Genomic DNA, 15,505 nt, shown 5'->3' with positions numbered 1-15,505 from the left:
CGACCTACGGGGGGCCACGCCCCACGTGAGCCCCCCGAGAAAGAGCCGCGTGGTGACCGTCGCGCTCTGCCTGCTGACCCTCGTAGGGGTCTCTGGGTGCAGCGCCTACGACCTGCCGCTGCCGGGCGGCGCCGGCACGGGCGACAACTCCTTCACGGTGACGGCCGATTTCGCCGACGTGCTGGACCTCGTGCCGCAGTCGTCCGTCAAGGTCAACCAGGTCACGGTGGGCTCAGTCGAGGACATCCAGGTGAACGGCTGGACCGCGACGGTGCGGATGCGGCTGCCCGGCGACGTCGTCCTGCCCGACAACGCGACGGCCGAGCTCAAGCAGACCTCCCTGCTCGGCGAGAAGTACGTCGCCCTCGCCGCCCCCACCGACGTGCCGCCCCAAGGCCGGCTCGGGCAGGGTGACCGCATCCCGCTGACGCGCACGAGCCGCAACCCCGAGGTGGAGGAGGTCCTCGGCGCGATGTCCCTTCTGCTCAACGGTGGTGGCGTGGCCCAGCTCAAGACCATCGAGGTCGAGCTCAACAACGCCCTGCGCGGACGCACGGGCGACGTCAAGGACCTCGTGACACAGCTCAACACGTTCGTCGGCGGTCTCGACGCCCAGAAGGGCGAGATCGTGCGCGCCATCGACAGCATCGACCGGTTGTCGTCGACGCTCGCGAAGAACCAGGCCAAGATCGCTGCGGCGCTCGACGAGCTGCCGAAGGGGCTGACGATCCTCGCCGACCAGCGGCGCCAGCTGACGGCCATGCTGACCGCACTACGCGACCTCGGCGAGGTCGGCACCCGGGTCATCCGCGGGTCGCGGGCCGACCTCGAGGCCAACCTCAGGGCGGTGAGCCCGATCCTGCGCCAGCTCAACAAGGCCGGCGACGACCTGCCCAAGAGCTACCAGCTGCTGCTGACCTACCCCTTCCCGAACAACGCCCAGAACACCATCAAGGGCGACTACACCAACCTGTGGGCGACCCTCGACACCAACCTCGGCACCATCGCCGACAACCTCGGCGTCGGCAGGCTCCCGACCGTCCCGGGCATCCCGAGCGTGCCGCTTCCCTCGTTGCCGTCGGTGCCGTTGCCGTCGGTGCCGCGGCCCTCGGTTCCTTCCCTGCCCTCGGTGCCGCTGCCCAAGGTTCCGGTCCCCACCGTGTCCGGCCTCCCGCTGCCGACCACCCTGCCCGGCGGGCTGCTCGGTTCAGCGGCGGACGGTTCCGCTTCGTCCGGGGACTCCGCCGACGCCGAGTCGTGGTCCGTCCTCTTCCCCACGGGAGGCTCACGATGATCACTCGCACCGTGCGGCTGCAGCTTGCCGCGTTCGCCCTGCTGTCCGTCACGCTCGTGGCGATCCTCTCGGCCGGCTACGTCGGGCTCACCGACAAGATCGCGGGTGGCAGCTACGTCGTCTCCGCCGACCTCGACCAGTCGGGTGGCATCTTCGTCGGGGCCGAGGTCACCTACCGCGGCGTCACCGTCGGCAAGGTCGAGGACCTGCGACTCTCCGGCGACGGCGTCGTCGTCGACGCAAGACTCGACCGTGGCACGGAGGTGCCGAAGGACACCAGGGCCGTCGTCGAGAACCGTTCGGCGGTGGGGGAGCAGTACCTCGACCTGCAGCCCCGCACCTCCCGCGCGCCCTACCTGGCGGCCGGCGACGTGATCCCGCGCGACCGGACGGCCTTCCCGGTCCGCATCGACCAGCTGCTCCAGCACGTCGACGACACGGTCTCGTCGGTGCCTCGCGACGCGCTGGTCACCACGGTCGACGAGCTCGCCGACGCCTTCAAGGGCGGCGGCTCCGACCTGCAGCGCCTGATCGACTCGGGCGATGCCCTGACAACCTCCGCGTCCGAGGCGCTGCCGGAGACGACCCGGCTCATCGACGACGGCCGCATCGTCCTCGACACGCAGGTCAGGAGCGGCGCCGACATCCGCGCCGGCGTGTCGGGATTCGCGAACGTCGCTGACGCCCTCCGCGAGGCCGACCCCGACCTTCGCGTCGTCCTCGACCATGGCTCCGTCGCGGTCCAGCAGCTCGACGCCCTCATCTCCGAGAACAAGCAGAGCCTTGCCGCCCTGCTGGCCAACTTCATCACCATCGGCAACGTCACGACGGCGCGGCTCGACGGCATCGAGCAGCTCCTCGTGACCTATCCAGACGTCGTGACGGGCGGCTTCACGGTCGTGCCCGGAGACGGCACAGCCCACTTCGGCCTCGTCCTCAACGTCGACGACCCGAAGGCGTGCGAGGCCGGCTACGAGGGCACGACCAAGGTCGATCCCCACAAGACGACCGGCCTGCCTCCCGTCAACCTCGACGCCCACTGCGCCGCCTCGCGAGGCTCGGGCGTCAACGTCCGCGGCGCGCAGAACGCCCCCAAACCGACGCGTGGCGGACAGAGCGGGCAGAGCTATCCGATGGCATTCGGGCCCACTCCTGTCTCGCTTGGCAACCCGGCCGTGACCTCCGGCAGCCCTGCCTCGTTGTCCGTCCAGTCGCCGGTCGTCCCGGCCGGTGGCGAAGAACGGACCGACAACGGCACGAGCTGGCTCTGGATGATGCAGGAGGCGCTCCGCTAGCCGGTGACGGAAGGAATCCCCTCGATGACGATGGTCACCACCCGCTCGGAGACGAAGCCGCTCGACTCGCCCGAGAGCTCCACCGACCGCGAGCCGCCCGGCGCGGACTCCCTCGCCCCGGACCGCCCCGACGCCGGAGGCTCCGGTCACCTTGACACGCCACGTGCGGGCCTCAGGGGTGTCCGCACGTGGCGTCCCACTCGGCGCCTGCTGTGGAGCGCCACGGTCGTGCTGCTGCTTGCGGCTGTCGCCGTCACCGCCACCATCGGACGTTCGGCCTGGCAGCAGCAGCACGATGCCGACAACCGGGCCGCGGCCCTCGCCGCCGGACGTCAGATCGCGGTGAACTTCGTGACCATGAGGGCCGCGTCCTTCGACGCCGACACCAAGCGGGTCCTCGACGAGTCGACCGGCGCCTTCCAGAAGGAGTACGCCTCCACGCTGGCGCAGCTGAAGCCCGTGGTCACCGCGAACAAGACCGTCTCCACCGTCGAGCGGGCCGAGGCTGCGCTCGTGTCGGGTGACGACGACTCCGCCAAGGTCATCGTCGGTGTCGTCGCCCCGACCTCCAACGCCTCGACCCCGACGGCCGAGAAGAAGACGTACCGGCTGCGGCTCGACCTCGTGAAGGTCGGCGACGCCTGGAAGGTGAGCACCCTTGACTTCGTCAGCTGATCTCCGTCGCCCGGCCGCCGCGGCAGCCGCCCCGCGCAAGCGGGTCGCCGGCGCGCGCCGCCGGTCCTCCGAGGGCGCTCCTGCAGGAGCCGCTCCTCTGGCGGCCGCTCCCGTCGTGTCCGGCACCACCGTCCCGAGGACGAGTGACCTGTCCCGGGCGACCGACGTCCTCGTCGCCCCACGAGCCGCTGAAGCCACTGAAGCCACCGAAGCCACTGAAGCCACCGAAGCCACCGAAGCCAGTGGGGCGACCGGCACCACACGGACCTCGCCCAGGCTGTGGCCGTCCGCGATCGCAGCGACCCTGGCGCTCGCCGTGCTCGCCGCGGCTCTGGTCCATGGCCTGCGCCCCACCGTCTCCGACACGGACCGCACCGCGGCCGTCGGGTCGGCCCGGACCACTCTGGAGAGCCTGCTGAGCTACAGCGGGTCGGCCTTCGACAAGCACGTGGCCGAGGTCGCCCCGCAGCTGGCCGCACCGTTCAAGGACCAGTTCACCAAGGTCGCGGCCACCGACATCAAGCCGATGGCCGTCAAGAACGAGGCGACGGTGCAGGCCAAGGTCTACGAGGCCGGCGTCATGGACTCGAGCGGCGACGGCGGCGAGGGCAGCACCGTGCGGGTCATGGCGTTCGTCAACCAGGCCACGACCACCAAGGCGCAGCAGGCTCCCGCCATCGACCAGAACCGCGTCATCGCGACGATGCGCAAGGTCGGCGACCGCTGGCTCGTCAGCGACCTCGCAGCCTACTGAGCGGTTCGCGTACCGATCCCCTCAGCGAGGTGCTCAGGACCGCGCGTCCCCGACGCGCGGTCCGGGGAACCCGGACGTTGGCATACTGGCCGCTGTGAAGCTCATCCAGGCCAATGGCGTCCCCAAGTCCCTCGCTCGCGTCCACGAGCCGCAGACAGCACCCCTGCGGGTCGGGCTGGTGCAGCACCAGTGGGTCGACGACCCAGCCGGCCTGGTCGAGACGCTCCGTGACGGCATCCGCACCGCCGCGGAGGCGGGCGCCCGGATCGTGTTCCTGCCGGAGCTGACGTTGTCGCGCTACCCCGCCGACACCCTTCCGGAGGGCGTCCCCTCGGCGACCGCGGAGGATCTCGACTCCGGTCCCACGATCAGCTTCGCCCGTGCGGCGGCGCGTGACTTCGGGATCCACGTCCACGCCTCGCTCTACGAGCGGGCCCACGGGGACGACGGCCTGGGGTTCAACACCGCGGTGCTGGTGTCGCCGGCCGGTGAGGTGGTGGCTCGCACCCGCAAGACGCACATCCCCGTCACGGCCGGCTACTACGAGGACAAGTACTTCCGCCCCGGGCCGGTCCAGGACGCGTACTCCCTGGTCACGGTGGCTGACCCCCCTGTCAAGCTCGGGCTGCCGACCTGCTGGGACGAGTGGTTTCCCGAGGTCGCTCGGCTGTACTCGCTCGCCGGTGCCGAGGTGCTGTGCTACCCGACGGCGATCGGCTCCGAGCCGGACCACCCGGACTTCGACACCCAGCCCCTCTGGCAGCAGGTCATCGTCGGCAACGGCATCGCCAACGGCCTGTTCATGGTCGTGCCGAACCGTTTCGGCACCGAGGGGCTCATCACGTTCTACGGCAGCTCCTTCATCAGCGACCCCTACGGGCGCATCCTCGTCCAGGCGCCTCGGGACGAGGCGGCAGTCCTCGTCGCCGACCTCGACCTCGCCCAGCGCGAGGACTGGCTCGAGCTCTTCCCCTTCCTCGCGACGCGCCGTCCCGACTCGTATGCCGACCTGACGGCTCCCGTGCGCCAGGAGCACCGTCGCGAGGTGGCGCAGTGACCGACGCCCCATCGGCTGCGGAGGACACCTCGGCGGCCGGCTGGCTGATGCCGTCCGAGACCGACCGGCACGAGTGCACGTGGATGGCCTGGCCCAGCTCGGGCTACACGCTCGGTGACACCCCGGAGGAGGTGGCCGCGGCACGGCGCACCTGGGCCGCCGTCGCCAACGCGGTGGTGGAGCACGAGCCGGTGCGCATGGTCGTGCTCCCGGCGGACGTTCCGGTGGCTCGGGCACACCTGCACCCGGACGTGGAGCTGCTCGAGGCCGAGCTCGACGACGCGTGGATGCGCGACATCGGTCCGACGTTCGTCCGCTCGGCCGACGGCTCGCGGCTCGGGGCGGTCGACTGGGTCTTCAACGGATGGGGCGCCCAGGCGTGGGCGTCGTGGGAGCACGACGCCCGCATCGGCTCGCTCGTCGGCGGCCGCACCGGCGCCGAGGTGATCGGTTCCTCCCTGGTGAACGAGGGCGGTGGCATCCACGTCGACGGGCTCGGCACCGTGCTGCTCACCGAGACCGTGCAGCTCGACCCGGGCCGCAACCCGGGCCTGACCCGCGCCGACGTCGAGGCGGAGCTCGCCCGCACGATCGGGACCACGACGTGCCTGTGGCTGCCGCGCGGCTTGACGCGCGACTACGACGAGTTCGGCACCCGCGGCCATGTCGACATCGTCGCGACCATCCCGAGCCCCGGGGTGGTGCTGCTCCACGAGCAGCAGGATCCCTCGCACCCGGACCATGCCGTCTCCCGGCAGCTTCGCGACCTGCTCGAGGACGCGCGAGACGCCCGGGGTGAGCGCTTCCAGGTGATCGGGGTGCCGGCGCCGCGCACCCTCGCCGACGCCCAGGGGCCCGTGGACTGGTCCTACATCAACCACCTCGTCGTCAACGACGCCGTGATCGCCTGCACCTTCGGCGACGAGCAGGACGACGCCTCCCTGGGTGTGCTCGCCGCCGCGTACCCCGGGCGCCGGATCGTCGGCGTCGACGCGCGCCCGCTCTTCGACCGCGGCGGCGGCATCCACTGCATCACCCAGCAGCAGCCCGCCCTCTGAGGTCGAGTGGGCACGTTCCCCGCGGTCCGACAGACGTCGAGTGGGCACTTTCACTGGGGGAAGTGCCCACTCGACCTGCGTCCGGGACCGACGCCGGGCGTGGTCAGGCCTGGGGGAGGCGCTGGTGGATGTCCTGGCTCATGCGCACGACGGAGAGGTAGAACTCGAGGGTCATGCGGACGATCGCGAGGTAGATGATGACGAAGATCGGCCCGAGGATGAGGGCCAGCAGGCCGCTCCCGGCGCTGTAGGCGAAGCCCGCGAAGACGAAGACCAGCCAGGCCACCACGAGCGCCACCGTCGCCAGCAGGTAGACGAAGCGCACGAGGATCGGCGTGACGAAGTTCGTGAAGCTGAAGTCGAAGAGCGCGGTGAAGAAGCCGGCGCCCTCCTTGGCTGGGTCGGGCATGGTCGACATGCCTGTTTGCCCGGAGTGGCGGCCGGGCCCTTGGCCTGCCGGCGGCACCGGCGGGGGTGGAGGAGGCGTGCTGCCGGCAGCGGCACCGCCCGCAGGGGCCGGGGGTGTCGCCGGGCTGCTCGGCAGGGGCGTGGTCGGCTCGCTGCCGGCCGGCTGGTTGAAGGAGGGTTGCTCGGGTGGGTTGGGATCTGACATGGCCTGCCTCTCGGACGAGACGTCGACGGATCTCTGGTGTGCCCATGCTAGGTCGGAGCCCTTCGGAGGGGACCCGATCGGCGCCACGTGGTCGGCCATCTCCGCAGGTCAGCGCGGTCCTGCGGCCGGGAGCGCGGCGTGTCGCGACGCGCCCGTGGGCCTCAGGTCTTGACGCGGCGGCCACGGAGGGCCATATTCGTCGCGTTCGCATCGCGAGCCCCCGGTCCGGGGGGCGTGGCAGGTGAGGGCGAGGGCGTCGGTCGTTCGAGACCGGCTGGACACCTCGCCTGACGACCTCCGCCTCTTGACCCGGCTGGACACTCCTGCCCTTTACAGGTAGGCTAAGCCTTTGCGCTGCCCATGCCCACCTCTCGCGCCCTCGGTCAGGCCAATCACCATGCCACCCGGCATCCGGTACGACCCGGGACCAGCGAGCGGAGCCATGCGACAACGCGGATCTGAAGATTCGAAAAAGGCCCGTGGAAGGACCCTCCTTGGCTGCCTCGCGTACCGCGACGAACATGTCCACCGCACAGACCCCTTCGGGGCGTCTGTCCTTCGCGAAGATTCGCGAACCACTCGAGGTCCCCGACCTCCTGGCGCTTCAGACGGAGAGCTTTGACTGGCTGCTCGGCAACGAGCGCTGGCAGGCTCGCGTCGCCGCGGCCAAGGCCGAGGGACGCACCGACGTCCCGGACCGGTCCGGGCTCGAGGAGATCTTCGAGGAGATCTCCCCGATCGAGGACTTCAGCGGCTCGATGTCGCTGTCGTTCCGCGACCACCGCTTCGAGGAGACCCGCAAGACGATCGAGTCGTGCAAGGAGCGCGACCAGACGTACGACGCACCGCTCTTCGTCACCGCCGAGTTCATGAACGCCCAGACGGGCGAGATCAAGAGCCAGACGGTGTTCATGGGCGACTTCCCGCTCATGACCGAGCGCGGCACCTTCATCATCAACGGCACCGAGCGTGTCGTCGTCTCGCAGCTCGTCCGCAGCCCGGGCGTCTACTTCGAGCGCACGCCCGACAAGACGTCCGACAAGGACATCTACACGGCGAAGATCATCCCGAGCCGCGGTGCGTGGCTCGAGTTCGAGATCGACAAGCGCGACATGGTGGGCGTCCGCGTCGACCGCAAGCGCAAGCAGTCGGTCACCGTGCTCCTGAAGGCCCTCGGTTGGACCGAGGCCCAGATCCTCGAGGAGTTCGGCGAGTTCGAGTCGATGCGCCTGACGCTCGAGAAGGACCACACGCAGGGCCAGGACGACGCGCTGCTCGACATCTACCGCAAGCTGCGCCCGGGCGAGCCGCCGACCAAGGAGGCCGCGCAGACCCTGCTCGACAACCTCTACTTCAACGGCAAGCGCTACGACCTCGCCAAGGTGGGCCGCTACAAGGTCAACAAGAAGCTCGGTCTCGACGCCTCCATCAACGACTCGACCCTGTCGATCGACGACATCGTCAAGACGATCAAGTTCATCGTCACGCTGCACGACGGCCAGGACTCGATGAAGGGCGTCAAGAACGGCGAGGAGGTCGACGTCCGTGTCGAGGTCGACGACATCGACCACTTCGGCAACCGTCGTCTCCGCTCCGTCGGCGAGCTCATCCAGAACCAGGTGCGCACCGGCCTGTCCCGCATGGAGCGCGTCGTCCGCGAGCGCATGACCACGCAGGACGTCGAGGCGATCACGCCGCAGACCCTGATCAACATCCGCCCCGTGGTGGCCTCGATCAAGGAGTTCTTCGGCACGTCGCAGCTCTCCCAGTTCATGGACCAGAACAACCCGCTCGCGGGTCTGACGCACAAGCGTCGTCTGTCCGCGCTCGGCCCGGGTGGTATCTCCCGTGACCGCGCCCAGATGGAGGTCCGTGACGTCCACCCGTCGCACTACGGCCGCATGTGCCCGATCGAGACCCCGGAAGGCCCGAACATCGGCCTGATCGGCTCGCTCGCCTCGTACGGTCGCATCAACGCGTTCGGGTTCATCGAGACGCCGTACCGCAAGGTCACCGACGGCCACGTCACCGATGACGTCGACTACCTGTCCGCCGACGAGGAGGACCGCTTCGTCGTCGCCCAGGCCAACGCGCCGCTCGACAAGCAGAACAACTTCACCGAGGACCGCGTGCTCGTGCGCACCAAGGGTGGAGAGGTCGAGCTCGTCCCCGGCGACGAGGTCGACTACATGGACGTCTCGCCGCGGCAGATGGTCTCCGCCGCGACCGCGATGATCCCCTTCCTCGAGCACGACGACGCGAACCGTGCGCTCATGGGCGCCAACATGCAGCGTCAGGCCGTCCCGCTCGTCAAGAGCGAGGCGCCGATCGTCGGCACCGGCATGGAGTTCCGCGCCGCCCTCGACTCGGGCGACGTCGTCCGCGCCGAGAAGGCCGGTGTCGTGCAGGAGGTGTCGGCTGACCTGGTCACCGTCGCCAACGACGACGGCACCTACCAGACGTACCGCATCGCCAAGTTCGCGCGCTCCAACCAGGGCACGAGCTACAACCAGGTCGTCGTCGTCAACGAGGGCGACCGTCTCGAGGCCGGCGGCGTCATCGCCGACGGTCCCGCGACCGAGGGTGGCGAGATGGCGCTCGGGCGCAACCTGCTCGTGGCGTTCATGTCGTGGGAGGGCCACAACTACGAGGACGCGATCATCCTCAGCCAGCGCCTGGTCCAGGACGACGTCCTCTCCTCGATCCACATCGAGGAGCACGAGGTCGACGCCCGCGACACGAAGCTCGGCCCCGAGGAGATCACCCGGGACATCCCGAACGTCTCCGAGGAGGTCCTCGCCGACCTCGACGAGCGCGGCATCATCCGCGTCGGCGCCGAGGTCCGCGACGGCGACCTGCTCGTCGGCAAGGTCACGCCCAAGGGCGAGACCGAGCTGACGCCGGAGGAGCGCCTGCTGCGCGCCATCTTCGGTGAGAAGGCGCGCGAGGTCCGTGACACGAGCCTCAAGGTGCCCCACGGCGAGACCGGCACGGTCATCGGCGTCAAGGAGTTCCGCGCCGACCTGGGCGACGACCTCCCGCCGGGCGTCAACCAGCTCGTCCGCGTCTACGTGGCCAACAAGCGCAAGATCACCGACGGTGACAAGCTCGCCGGTCGCCACGGCAACAAGGGCGTCATCTCGAAGATCCTCCCGGTCGAGGACATGCCGTTCCTCGAGGACGGCACGCCCGTCGACGTCGTGCTCAACCCGCACGGTGTGCCGCGTCGTATGAACCTCGGCCAGATCCTCGAGCTGCACCTCGGTTGGGCCGCCTCGCGCGGCTGGAAGATCGAGGGCAACCCGGAGTGGGCCAAGGAGATCGCGCCCGACGCGCACGAGGCCCCTGCGGGCTCGCGCGTGGCGACGCCGGTCTTCGACGGTGCGTCGGAGGACGTCGTGACGGGTCTGCTCGACTCGACGCTCAAGACGCGCGACGGGGTCCGCCTCATCGACGCCTCGGGCAAGACGCGGCTGTTCGACGGCCGCTCCGGCGAGCCGTTCCCGGAGCCCGTCGCGGTCGGCTACATGTACATCCTCAAGCTCCACCACCTCGTCGACGACAAGATCCACGCTCGCTCGACGGGTCCCTACTCGATGATCACCCAGCAGCCGCTCGGCGGTAAGGCCCAGTTCGGTGGCCAGCGCTTCGGTGAGATGGAGGTCTGGGCGCTCGAGGCGTACGGCGCGGCCTACACGCTCCAGGAGCTGCTGACGATCAAGTCGGACGACGTCCCCGGCCGCGTGAAGGTCTACGAGGCCATCGTCAAGGGCGAGAACATCCCCGACTCGGGCATCCCGGAGTCGTTCAAGGTCCTCCTCAAGGAGATGCAGTCCCTGTGTCTCAACGTCGAGGTCCTGAGCAGCGACGGCACGACGATCGAGATGAAGGAATCCGACGAGGAGGTCTTCCGCGCAGCGGAGGAGCTCGGCATCGACCTGAGCCGGCGCGAGCCGTCCAGCGTCGAAGAGGTCTGAGAAGGCCCCACCCGACGAAGCGGTGCGTATGCCGCTGGGCCCGCTCAGCGGCATACGCACCCCCGTCACCCGAAACCACTCAGACCAAAGACTCAACGAGAGTTACGAGAGAAGGAACCACGTGCTCGACGTCAACTTCTTTGACGAGCTGCGTATCGGCCTCGCCACCGCGGAATCCATCCGCCAGTGGAGCCACGGCGAGGTCAAGAAGCCCGAGACCATCAACTACCGCACGCTCAAGCCCGAGAAGGAGGGCCTGTTCTGCGAGCGCATCTTCGGCCCGACCCGGGACTGGGAGTGCAACTGCGGCAAGTACAAGCGCGTCCGCTTCAAGGGCATCATCTGTGAGCGCTGTGGCGTCGAGGTCACCCGCGCCAAGGTGCGTCGTGAGCGGATGGGCCACATCGAGCTCGCCGCCCCCGTCACCCACATCTGGTACTTCAAGGGTGTCCCCAGCCGCCTCGGCTACCTGCTGGACCTCGCCCCGAAGGACCTCGAGAAGGTCATCTACTTTGCGGCCTACATGATCACGTCCGTCGACGAGGACCAGCGTCACGCTGACCTGCCGTCGCTCGAGGCGCAGATCCAGGTCGAGAAGAAGGAGATCGAGAACCGCCGCGACGCCGACGTCGAGTCCCGGGCCCAGCTGCTCGAGCGCAACGTCGCCGAGCTGGAGGCCGAGGGCGCCAAGGCCGACGCCAAGCGCAAGGTCCGCGACCAGGCCGAGCGCGAGATGAACAACATCCGCAAGCGTGCCGACCAGCAGGTCGAGCGCCTCGAGCAGGTCTGGGACCGCTTCAAGAACCTCAAGGTCCAGGACCTCGAGGGCGACGAGATCCTCTACCGCGAGATGCGTGACCGCTTCGGTCTGTACTTCGAGGGCGGGATGGGCGCCGCGGCGATCCAGAAGCGCCTCGAGTCCTTCGACCTCGACGCCGAGGCCGAGCTCCTCCAGGAGATCATCGCCACCGGCAAGGGCCAGAAGAAGACCCGCGCCATCAAGCGGCTCAAGGTCGTCAACGCGTTCCAGATGACGACGAACCACCCGTCGGGCATGGTCCTCGACGCGATCCCGGTCATCCCGCCGGACCTGCGCCCGATGGTGCAGCTCGACGGTGGCCGCTTCGCGACCTCGGACCTGAACGACCTCTACCGTCGCGTCATCAACCGCAACAACCGCCTGAAGCGCCTGCTCGACCTCGGTGCGCCCGAGATCATCGTCAACAACGAGAAGCGCATGCTCCAGGAGGCCGTCGACAGCCTCTTCGACAACGGCCGTCGCGGTCGCCCGGTCACGGGTCCCGGCAACCGTCCGCTCAAGTCGCTGTCCGACATGCTCAAGGGCAAGCAGGGGCGTTTCCGCCAGAACCTGCTCGGCAAGCGCGTCGACTACTCCGGCCGTTCGGTCATCGTCGTCGGCCCGCAGCTGAAGCTGCACCAGTGCGGTCTGCCCAAGCAGATGGCGCTCGAGCTGTTCAAGCCGTTCGTGATGAAGCGTCTGGTCGACCTCGACCACGCGCAGAACATCAAGTCGGCCAAGCGCATGGTCGAGCGTGCCCGCCCGGTCGTGTGGGACGTCCTCGAAGAGGTCATCACGGAGCACCCGGTGCTGCTGAACCGTGCACCCACGCTGCACCGTCTCGGCATCCAGGCGTTCGAGCCGCAGCTCGTCGAGGGCAAGGCCATCCAGATCCACCCGCTCGTCTGCTCGGCCTTCAACGCCGACTTCGACGGTGACCAGATGGCCGTCCACGTGCCGCTGTCGGCGGAGGCGCAGGCCGAGGCCCGCATCCTCATGCTGTCGAGCAACAACATCCTCAAGCCGGCCGACGGTCGCCCCGTCACCATGCCGACCCAGGACATGATCACCGGCATCTACCACCTGACCGACGCGGTCGACGGTGGCGGCCCGGGTGCGGGTCGTGCGTTCTCGTCCCCGTCGGAGGCCCGCATGGCCTTCGACCGTGGCGAGATCCTGCTCGGCTCGGCGATCAAGCTGCGCCTGACGGACGCGGTGCCCCCGGCCGGCTACGAGCTGCCCGAGGGTGTCGAGGCCGACGAGCGCGGCATCGTGCCGAGCCTCACGCTCGAGACGACGCTGGGCCGCGCGATCTTCAACGACACGCTGCCCGTCGACTACCCGTTCGAGAACCGCCCGGTCGACCGCAAGCGGCTCTCGGCGATCGTCAACGACCTCGCGGAGCGCTACTCCAAGGTCCAGGTCGCCGCGTCCCTCGATGCCCTGAAGGAGGCCGGTTTCCACTGGTCGACCCGGTCGGGCTGCACCGTCGCGATCTCCGACGTCACGACGCCGGACAACAAGACGGCCATTCTCGAGGGCTACGAGACCAAGGCCGCCAAGGTCCAGACGCAGTACGAGCGTGGTCTCATCACCGACGACGAGCGTCGCCAGGAGCTCGTCGAGATCTGGACGCAGGCGTCCAACCAGGTCGCCAAGGAGATGGAGACCAACTTCCCGCGCACGAACCCCATCTACCGGATGGTGTCCTCGGGTGCTGGTGGTAACTGGTTCCAGATCCGTCAGATCGCCGGTATGCGTGGCCTGATGGCCAACCCGAAGGGCGAGATCATCCCGCGCCCGATCAAGGCGAACTTCCGTGAGGGCCTCACGGTGCTCGAGTTCTTCATCTCGACGCACGGTGCCCGCAAGGGTCTGGCCGACACGGCGCTTCGTACCGCCGACTCGGGCTACCTCACGCGTCGTCTCGTCGACGTGTCGCAGGACGTCATCATCCGTGAGGACGACTGCGGCACCGAGCGCGGCCTGAAGCTGCCGATCGCCCAGGTCAACGAGACCACGGGCACGCGGACGCTGAGCGAGGTCGTCGAGGCCTCGGTCTACGCCCGCACGCTCGCCGAGGACGTCGCCGGTCCCGACGGCTCCGTCCTCGCGGAGGCCGGCATCGACCTCGGTGACGTGGTCATCGGCGCGCTCTACGCCGCCGGCGTCGACGAGGTCCGGGTCCGCTCGGTCCTGACCTGCGACAGCAAGGTCGGCACGTGTGCGAAGTGCTACGGCCGTTCGCTCGCGACCGGCAAGCTCGTCGACATCGGCGAGGCCGTCGGCATCATCGCGGCCCAGTCGATCGGTGAGCCCGGCACGCAGCTGACGATGCGTACCTTCCACACCGGTGGCGCCGCAGCGGCCGACGACATCACGCAGGGTCTGCCGCGTGTCGTCGAGCTGTTCGAGGCCCGCACCCCCAAGGGTGTGGCCCCGATCGCCGAGGCCACCGGCCGCATCGAGATCGAGGACACCGACAAGGCGCGCCGCGTCCTGCTCACGCCCGACGACGGCTCCGAGCAGCACGCATACCCGGTCAGCAAGCGTTCGCGCCTGCTCGTCGGCGACGGCGACCACGTCGAGGTCGGCACCAAGCTGGTCCAGGGCGCGATCGACCCCAAGCAGGTCCTTCGCATCCTCGGCCCGCGCGCGGCGCAGAAGCACCTGGTGGACGAGGTCCAGCGCGTGTACCGCCAGCAGGGTGTGTCGATCCACGACAAGCACATCGAGGTCATCGTGCGCCAGATGCTGCGTCGCGTGACGATCATCGAGGCCGGCGACGCCGACCTGCTGCCCGGCGAGCTCGCCGAGCGTGGTCGGTTCGAGGACGAGAACCGCAAGGTCATGGCCGAGGGTGGCCGTCCGGCCGCCGGACGTCCCGAGCTCATGGGCATCACCAAGGCCTCGCTCGCGACCGAGTCGTGGCTGTCGGCCGCGTCCTTCCAGGAGACGACCCGCGTGCTCACGCAGGCCGCCATGGAGGCCAAGTCCGACCCGCTGCTGGGCCTCAAGGAGAACGTCATCCTCGGAAAGCTCATCCCGGCCGGTACGGGCCTGCCCCGCTACCGCAACGTCAAGGTCGAGCCCACCGAGGAGGCCAAGGCTGCGATGTACTCGCTGCCGAGCTACGACGCCTACGACTACGCAGGCTTCGGTTCGGGCACCGGCGAGGCCATCCGCCTCGACGACGAGGCTCTCGGTCTCGACCAGTTCTGACCGGTTCCCGTCAGGGGAGCCGGCCCAGCGGCATTCTGGTCCGAGCCCGGTGCGTCGATAGGGTGGGGCCATGAGCGAGTCGACGGCCGACGTGCCGAACGCGTCCGAGCCCTCCGAGCCGCACGTACCGGCCCCTGCGACGGGGGCCACGGTCGAGGCGGCCGACGGTCACCTGCCCGATGCCGGCCCGTCCCCGGCGATCGTCGTGCTGACCGAGGAGGCCCTCAAGCCCGTAGACGTCGACAAGATCATCGCCCTGCACGAGGACGAGGCCCACACCTACCGGGTGCTCGTCCCCGCCGACACCGACCGCAACATGCTCTCGGGGTTCCTCGACCACCTCAGCCTCTTCGAGATGCGCGAGGCGCTCGACGCGCTCAAGCCCGTCGACCGGACGGAGGCGCACGCCGACGCCCACACGGCCCTGTCCACGACGCTGGCCGAGCTGGAGGCGCACGCGGTCGTGGCGACGGGGGAGATCACCGGTGACGACCCCATGCCGACCCTCGTCGAGGAGGTTGCGCGGCTCGCTGCCCGTGAGGTCATCATCGTCACCGAGCCCCACGCGGTCGAGGACACCTTCCACACCGACTGGGCCTCCAGGGCCCGCGAGACGCTCGGCGTCCCGGTGCTGCACATGTATGCCGGTGACTGGCGGCTCGGCTGACCGGCCCGAGCACGGGTGCCGGGGGACGGCATACCGCATCGACGGTGCGGAAGCTGGTTCAACCGATTTGGTCGGCGTGCCGCGCCCCGGTACC

The 15,505-nt window shown here is 69.3% G+C and carries 10 protein-coding genes; 9 read left to right on the top strand and 1 reads right to left on the bottom strand.

Annotated features, from left to right (window positions below):
* Positions 1-49 precede the first annotated feature (49 nt).
* The 6 genes from AC3WRT_RS04205 (at position 50) to AC3WRT_RS04180 (ending at position 6,133) form a co-directional block, all read left to right on the top strand.
* The gene (locus tag AC3WRT_RS04205) at positions 50-1,294 is read left to right on the top strand and encodes an MCE family protein (RefSeq protein WP_492719455.1); all 1,245 of its coding nucleotides are present in this window, start codon (positions 50-52) and stop codon (positions 1,292-1,294) included.
* A complete protein-coding gene (locus AC3WRT_RS04200) occupies positions 1,291-2,589 on the top strand; it encodes an MCE family protein (protein ID WP_492719453.1) in 1,299 nt (432 codons plus the stop codon). The genes AC3WRT_RS04205 and AC3WRT_RS04200 overlap by 4 nt, the downstream gene beginning before the upstream one ends.
* 24 nt (positions 2,590-2,613) lie before the next feature.
* A complete protein-coding gene (locus AC3WRT_RS04195) occupies positions 2,614-3,264 on the top strand; it encodes an Rv1363c family protein (protein WP_492719451.1) in 651 nt (216 codons plus the stop codon).
* Complete coding sequence (locus AC3WRT_RS04190; RefSeq protein WP_492719449.1) at positions 3,248-4,018, top strand: hypothetical protein; 771 nt, start codon at positions 3,248-3,250, stop codon at positions 4,016-4,018. The genes AC3WRT_RS04195 and AC3WRT_RS04190 overlap by 17 nt, the downstream gene beginning before the upstream one ends.
* 94 nt (positions 4,019-4,112) lie before the next feature.
* A complete protein-coding gene (locus AC3WRT_RS04185) occupies positions 4,113-5,075 on the top strand; it encodes a nitrilase-related carbon-nitrogen hydrolase (protein ID WP_492719446.1) in 963 nt (320 codons plus the stop codon).
* 47 nt (positions 5,076-5,122) lie between these two features.
* Entirely contained in the window at positions 5,123-6,133 is a 1,011-nt protein-coding gene (locus AC3WRT_RS04180) for an agmatine deiminase family protein (protein ID WP_492719680.1), read from the top strand.
* Positions 6,134-6,236: 103 nt separating this feature from the next.
* Here AC3WRT_RS04180 and AC3WRT_RS04175 read toward each other — a convergent pair whose 3' ends face one another.
* The gene (locus AC3WRT_RS04175; protein WP_492719442.1) at positions 6,237-6,542 is read right to left on the bottom strand and encodes a DUF4282 domain-containing protein; all 306 of its coding nucleotides are present in this window, start codon (positions 6,540-6,542) and stop codon (positions 6,237-6,239) included.
* A 698-nt stretch (positions 6,543-7,240) separates the two neighbouring features.
* Between AC3WRT_RS04175 and rpoB the strand changes: the two genes are divergently transcribed.
* The 3 genes from rpoB to AC3WRT_RS04160 all read left to right on the top strand — a co-directional run bounded on the left by rpoB (position 7,241) and on the right by AC3WRT_RS04160 (position 15,411).
* Positions 7,241-10,723, top strand: a complete 3,483-nt coding sequence (gene rpoB, locus AC3WRT_RS04170) for a DNA-directed RNA polymerase subunit beta (RefSeq protein ID WP_492719440.1) — start codon at positions 7,241-7,243, stop codon at positions 10,721-10,723.
* Positions 10,724-10,844: 121 nt separating this feature from the next.
* Positions 10,845-14,744 (top strand): DNA-directed RNA polymerase subunit beta', encoded by a 3,900-nt coding sequence (locus tag AC3WRT_RS04165; RefSeq protein ID WP_492719438.1) that lies wholly within the window; start codon positions 10,845-10,847, stop codon positions 14,742-14,744.
* Positions 14,745-14,814: 70 nt separating this feature from the next.
* Positions 14,815-15,411: a hypothetical protein gene (locus AC3WRT_RS04160; RefSeq protein WP_492719436.1), complete on the top strand. Its 597-nt coding sequence runs from the start codon at positions 14,815-14,817 to the stop codon at positions 15,409-15,411.
* The last annotated feature ends 94 nt before the right edge of the window (positions 15,412-15,505 follow it).

It is taken from the genome of Terrabacter sp. FW104-15G4B (assembly GCF_058790095.1).
This window is presented reverse-complemented; position numbering and strand designations above follow the sequence as displayed.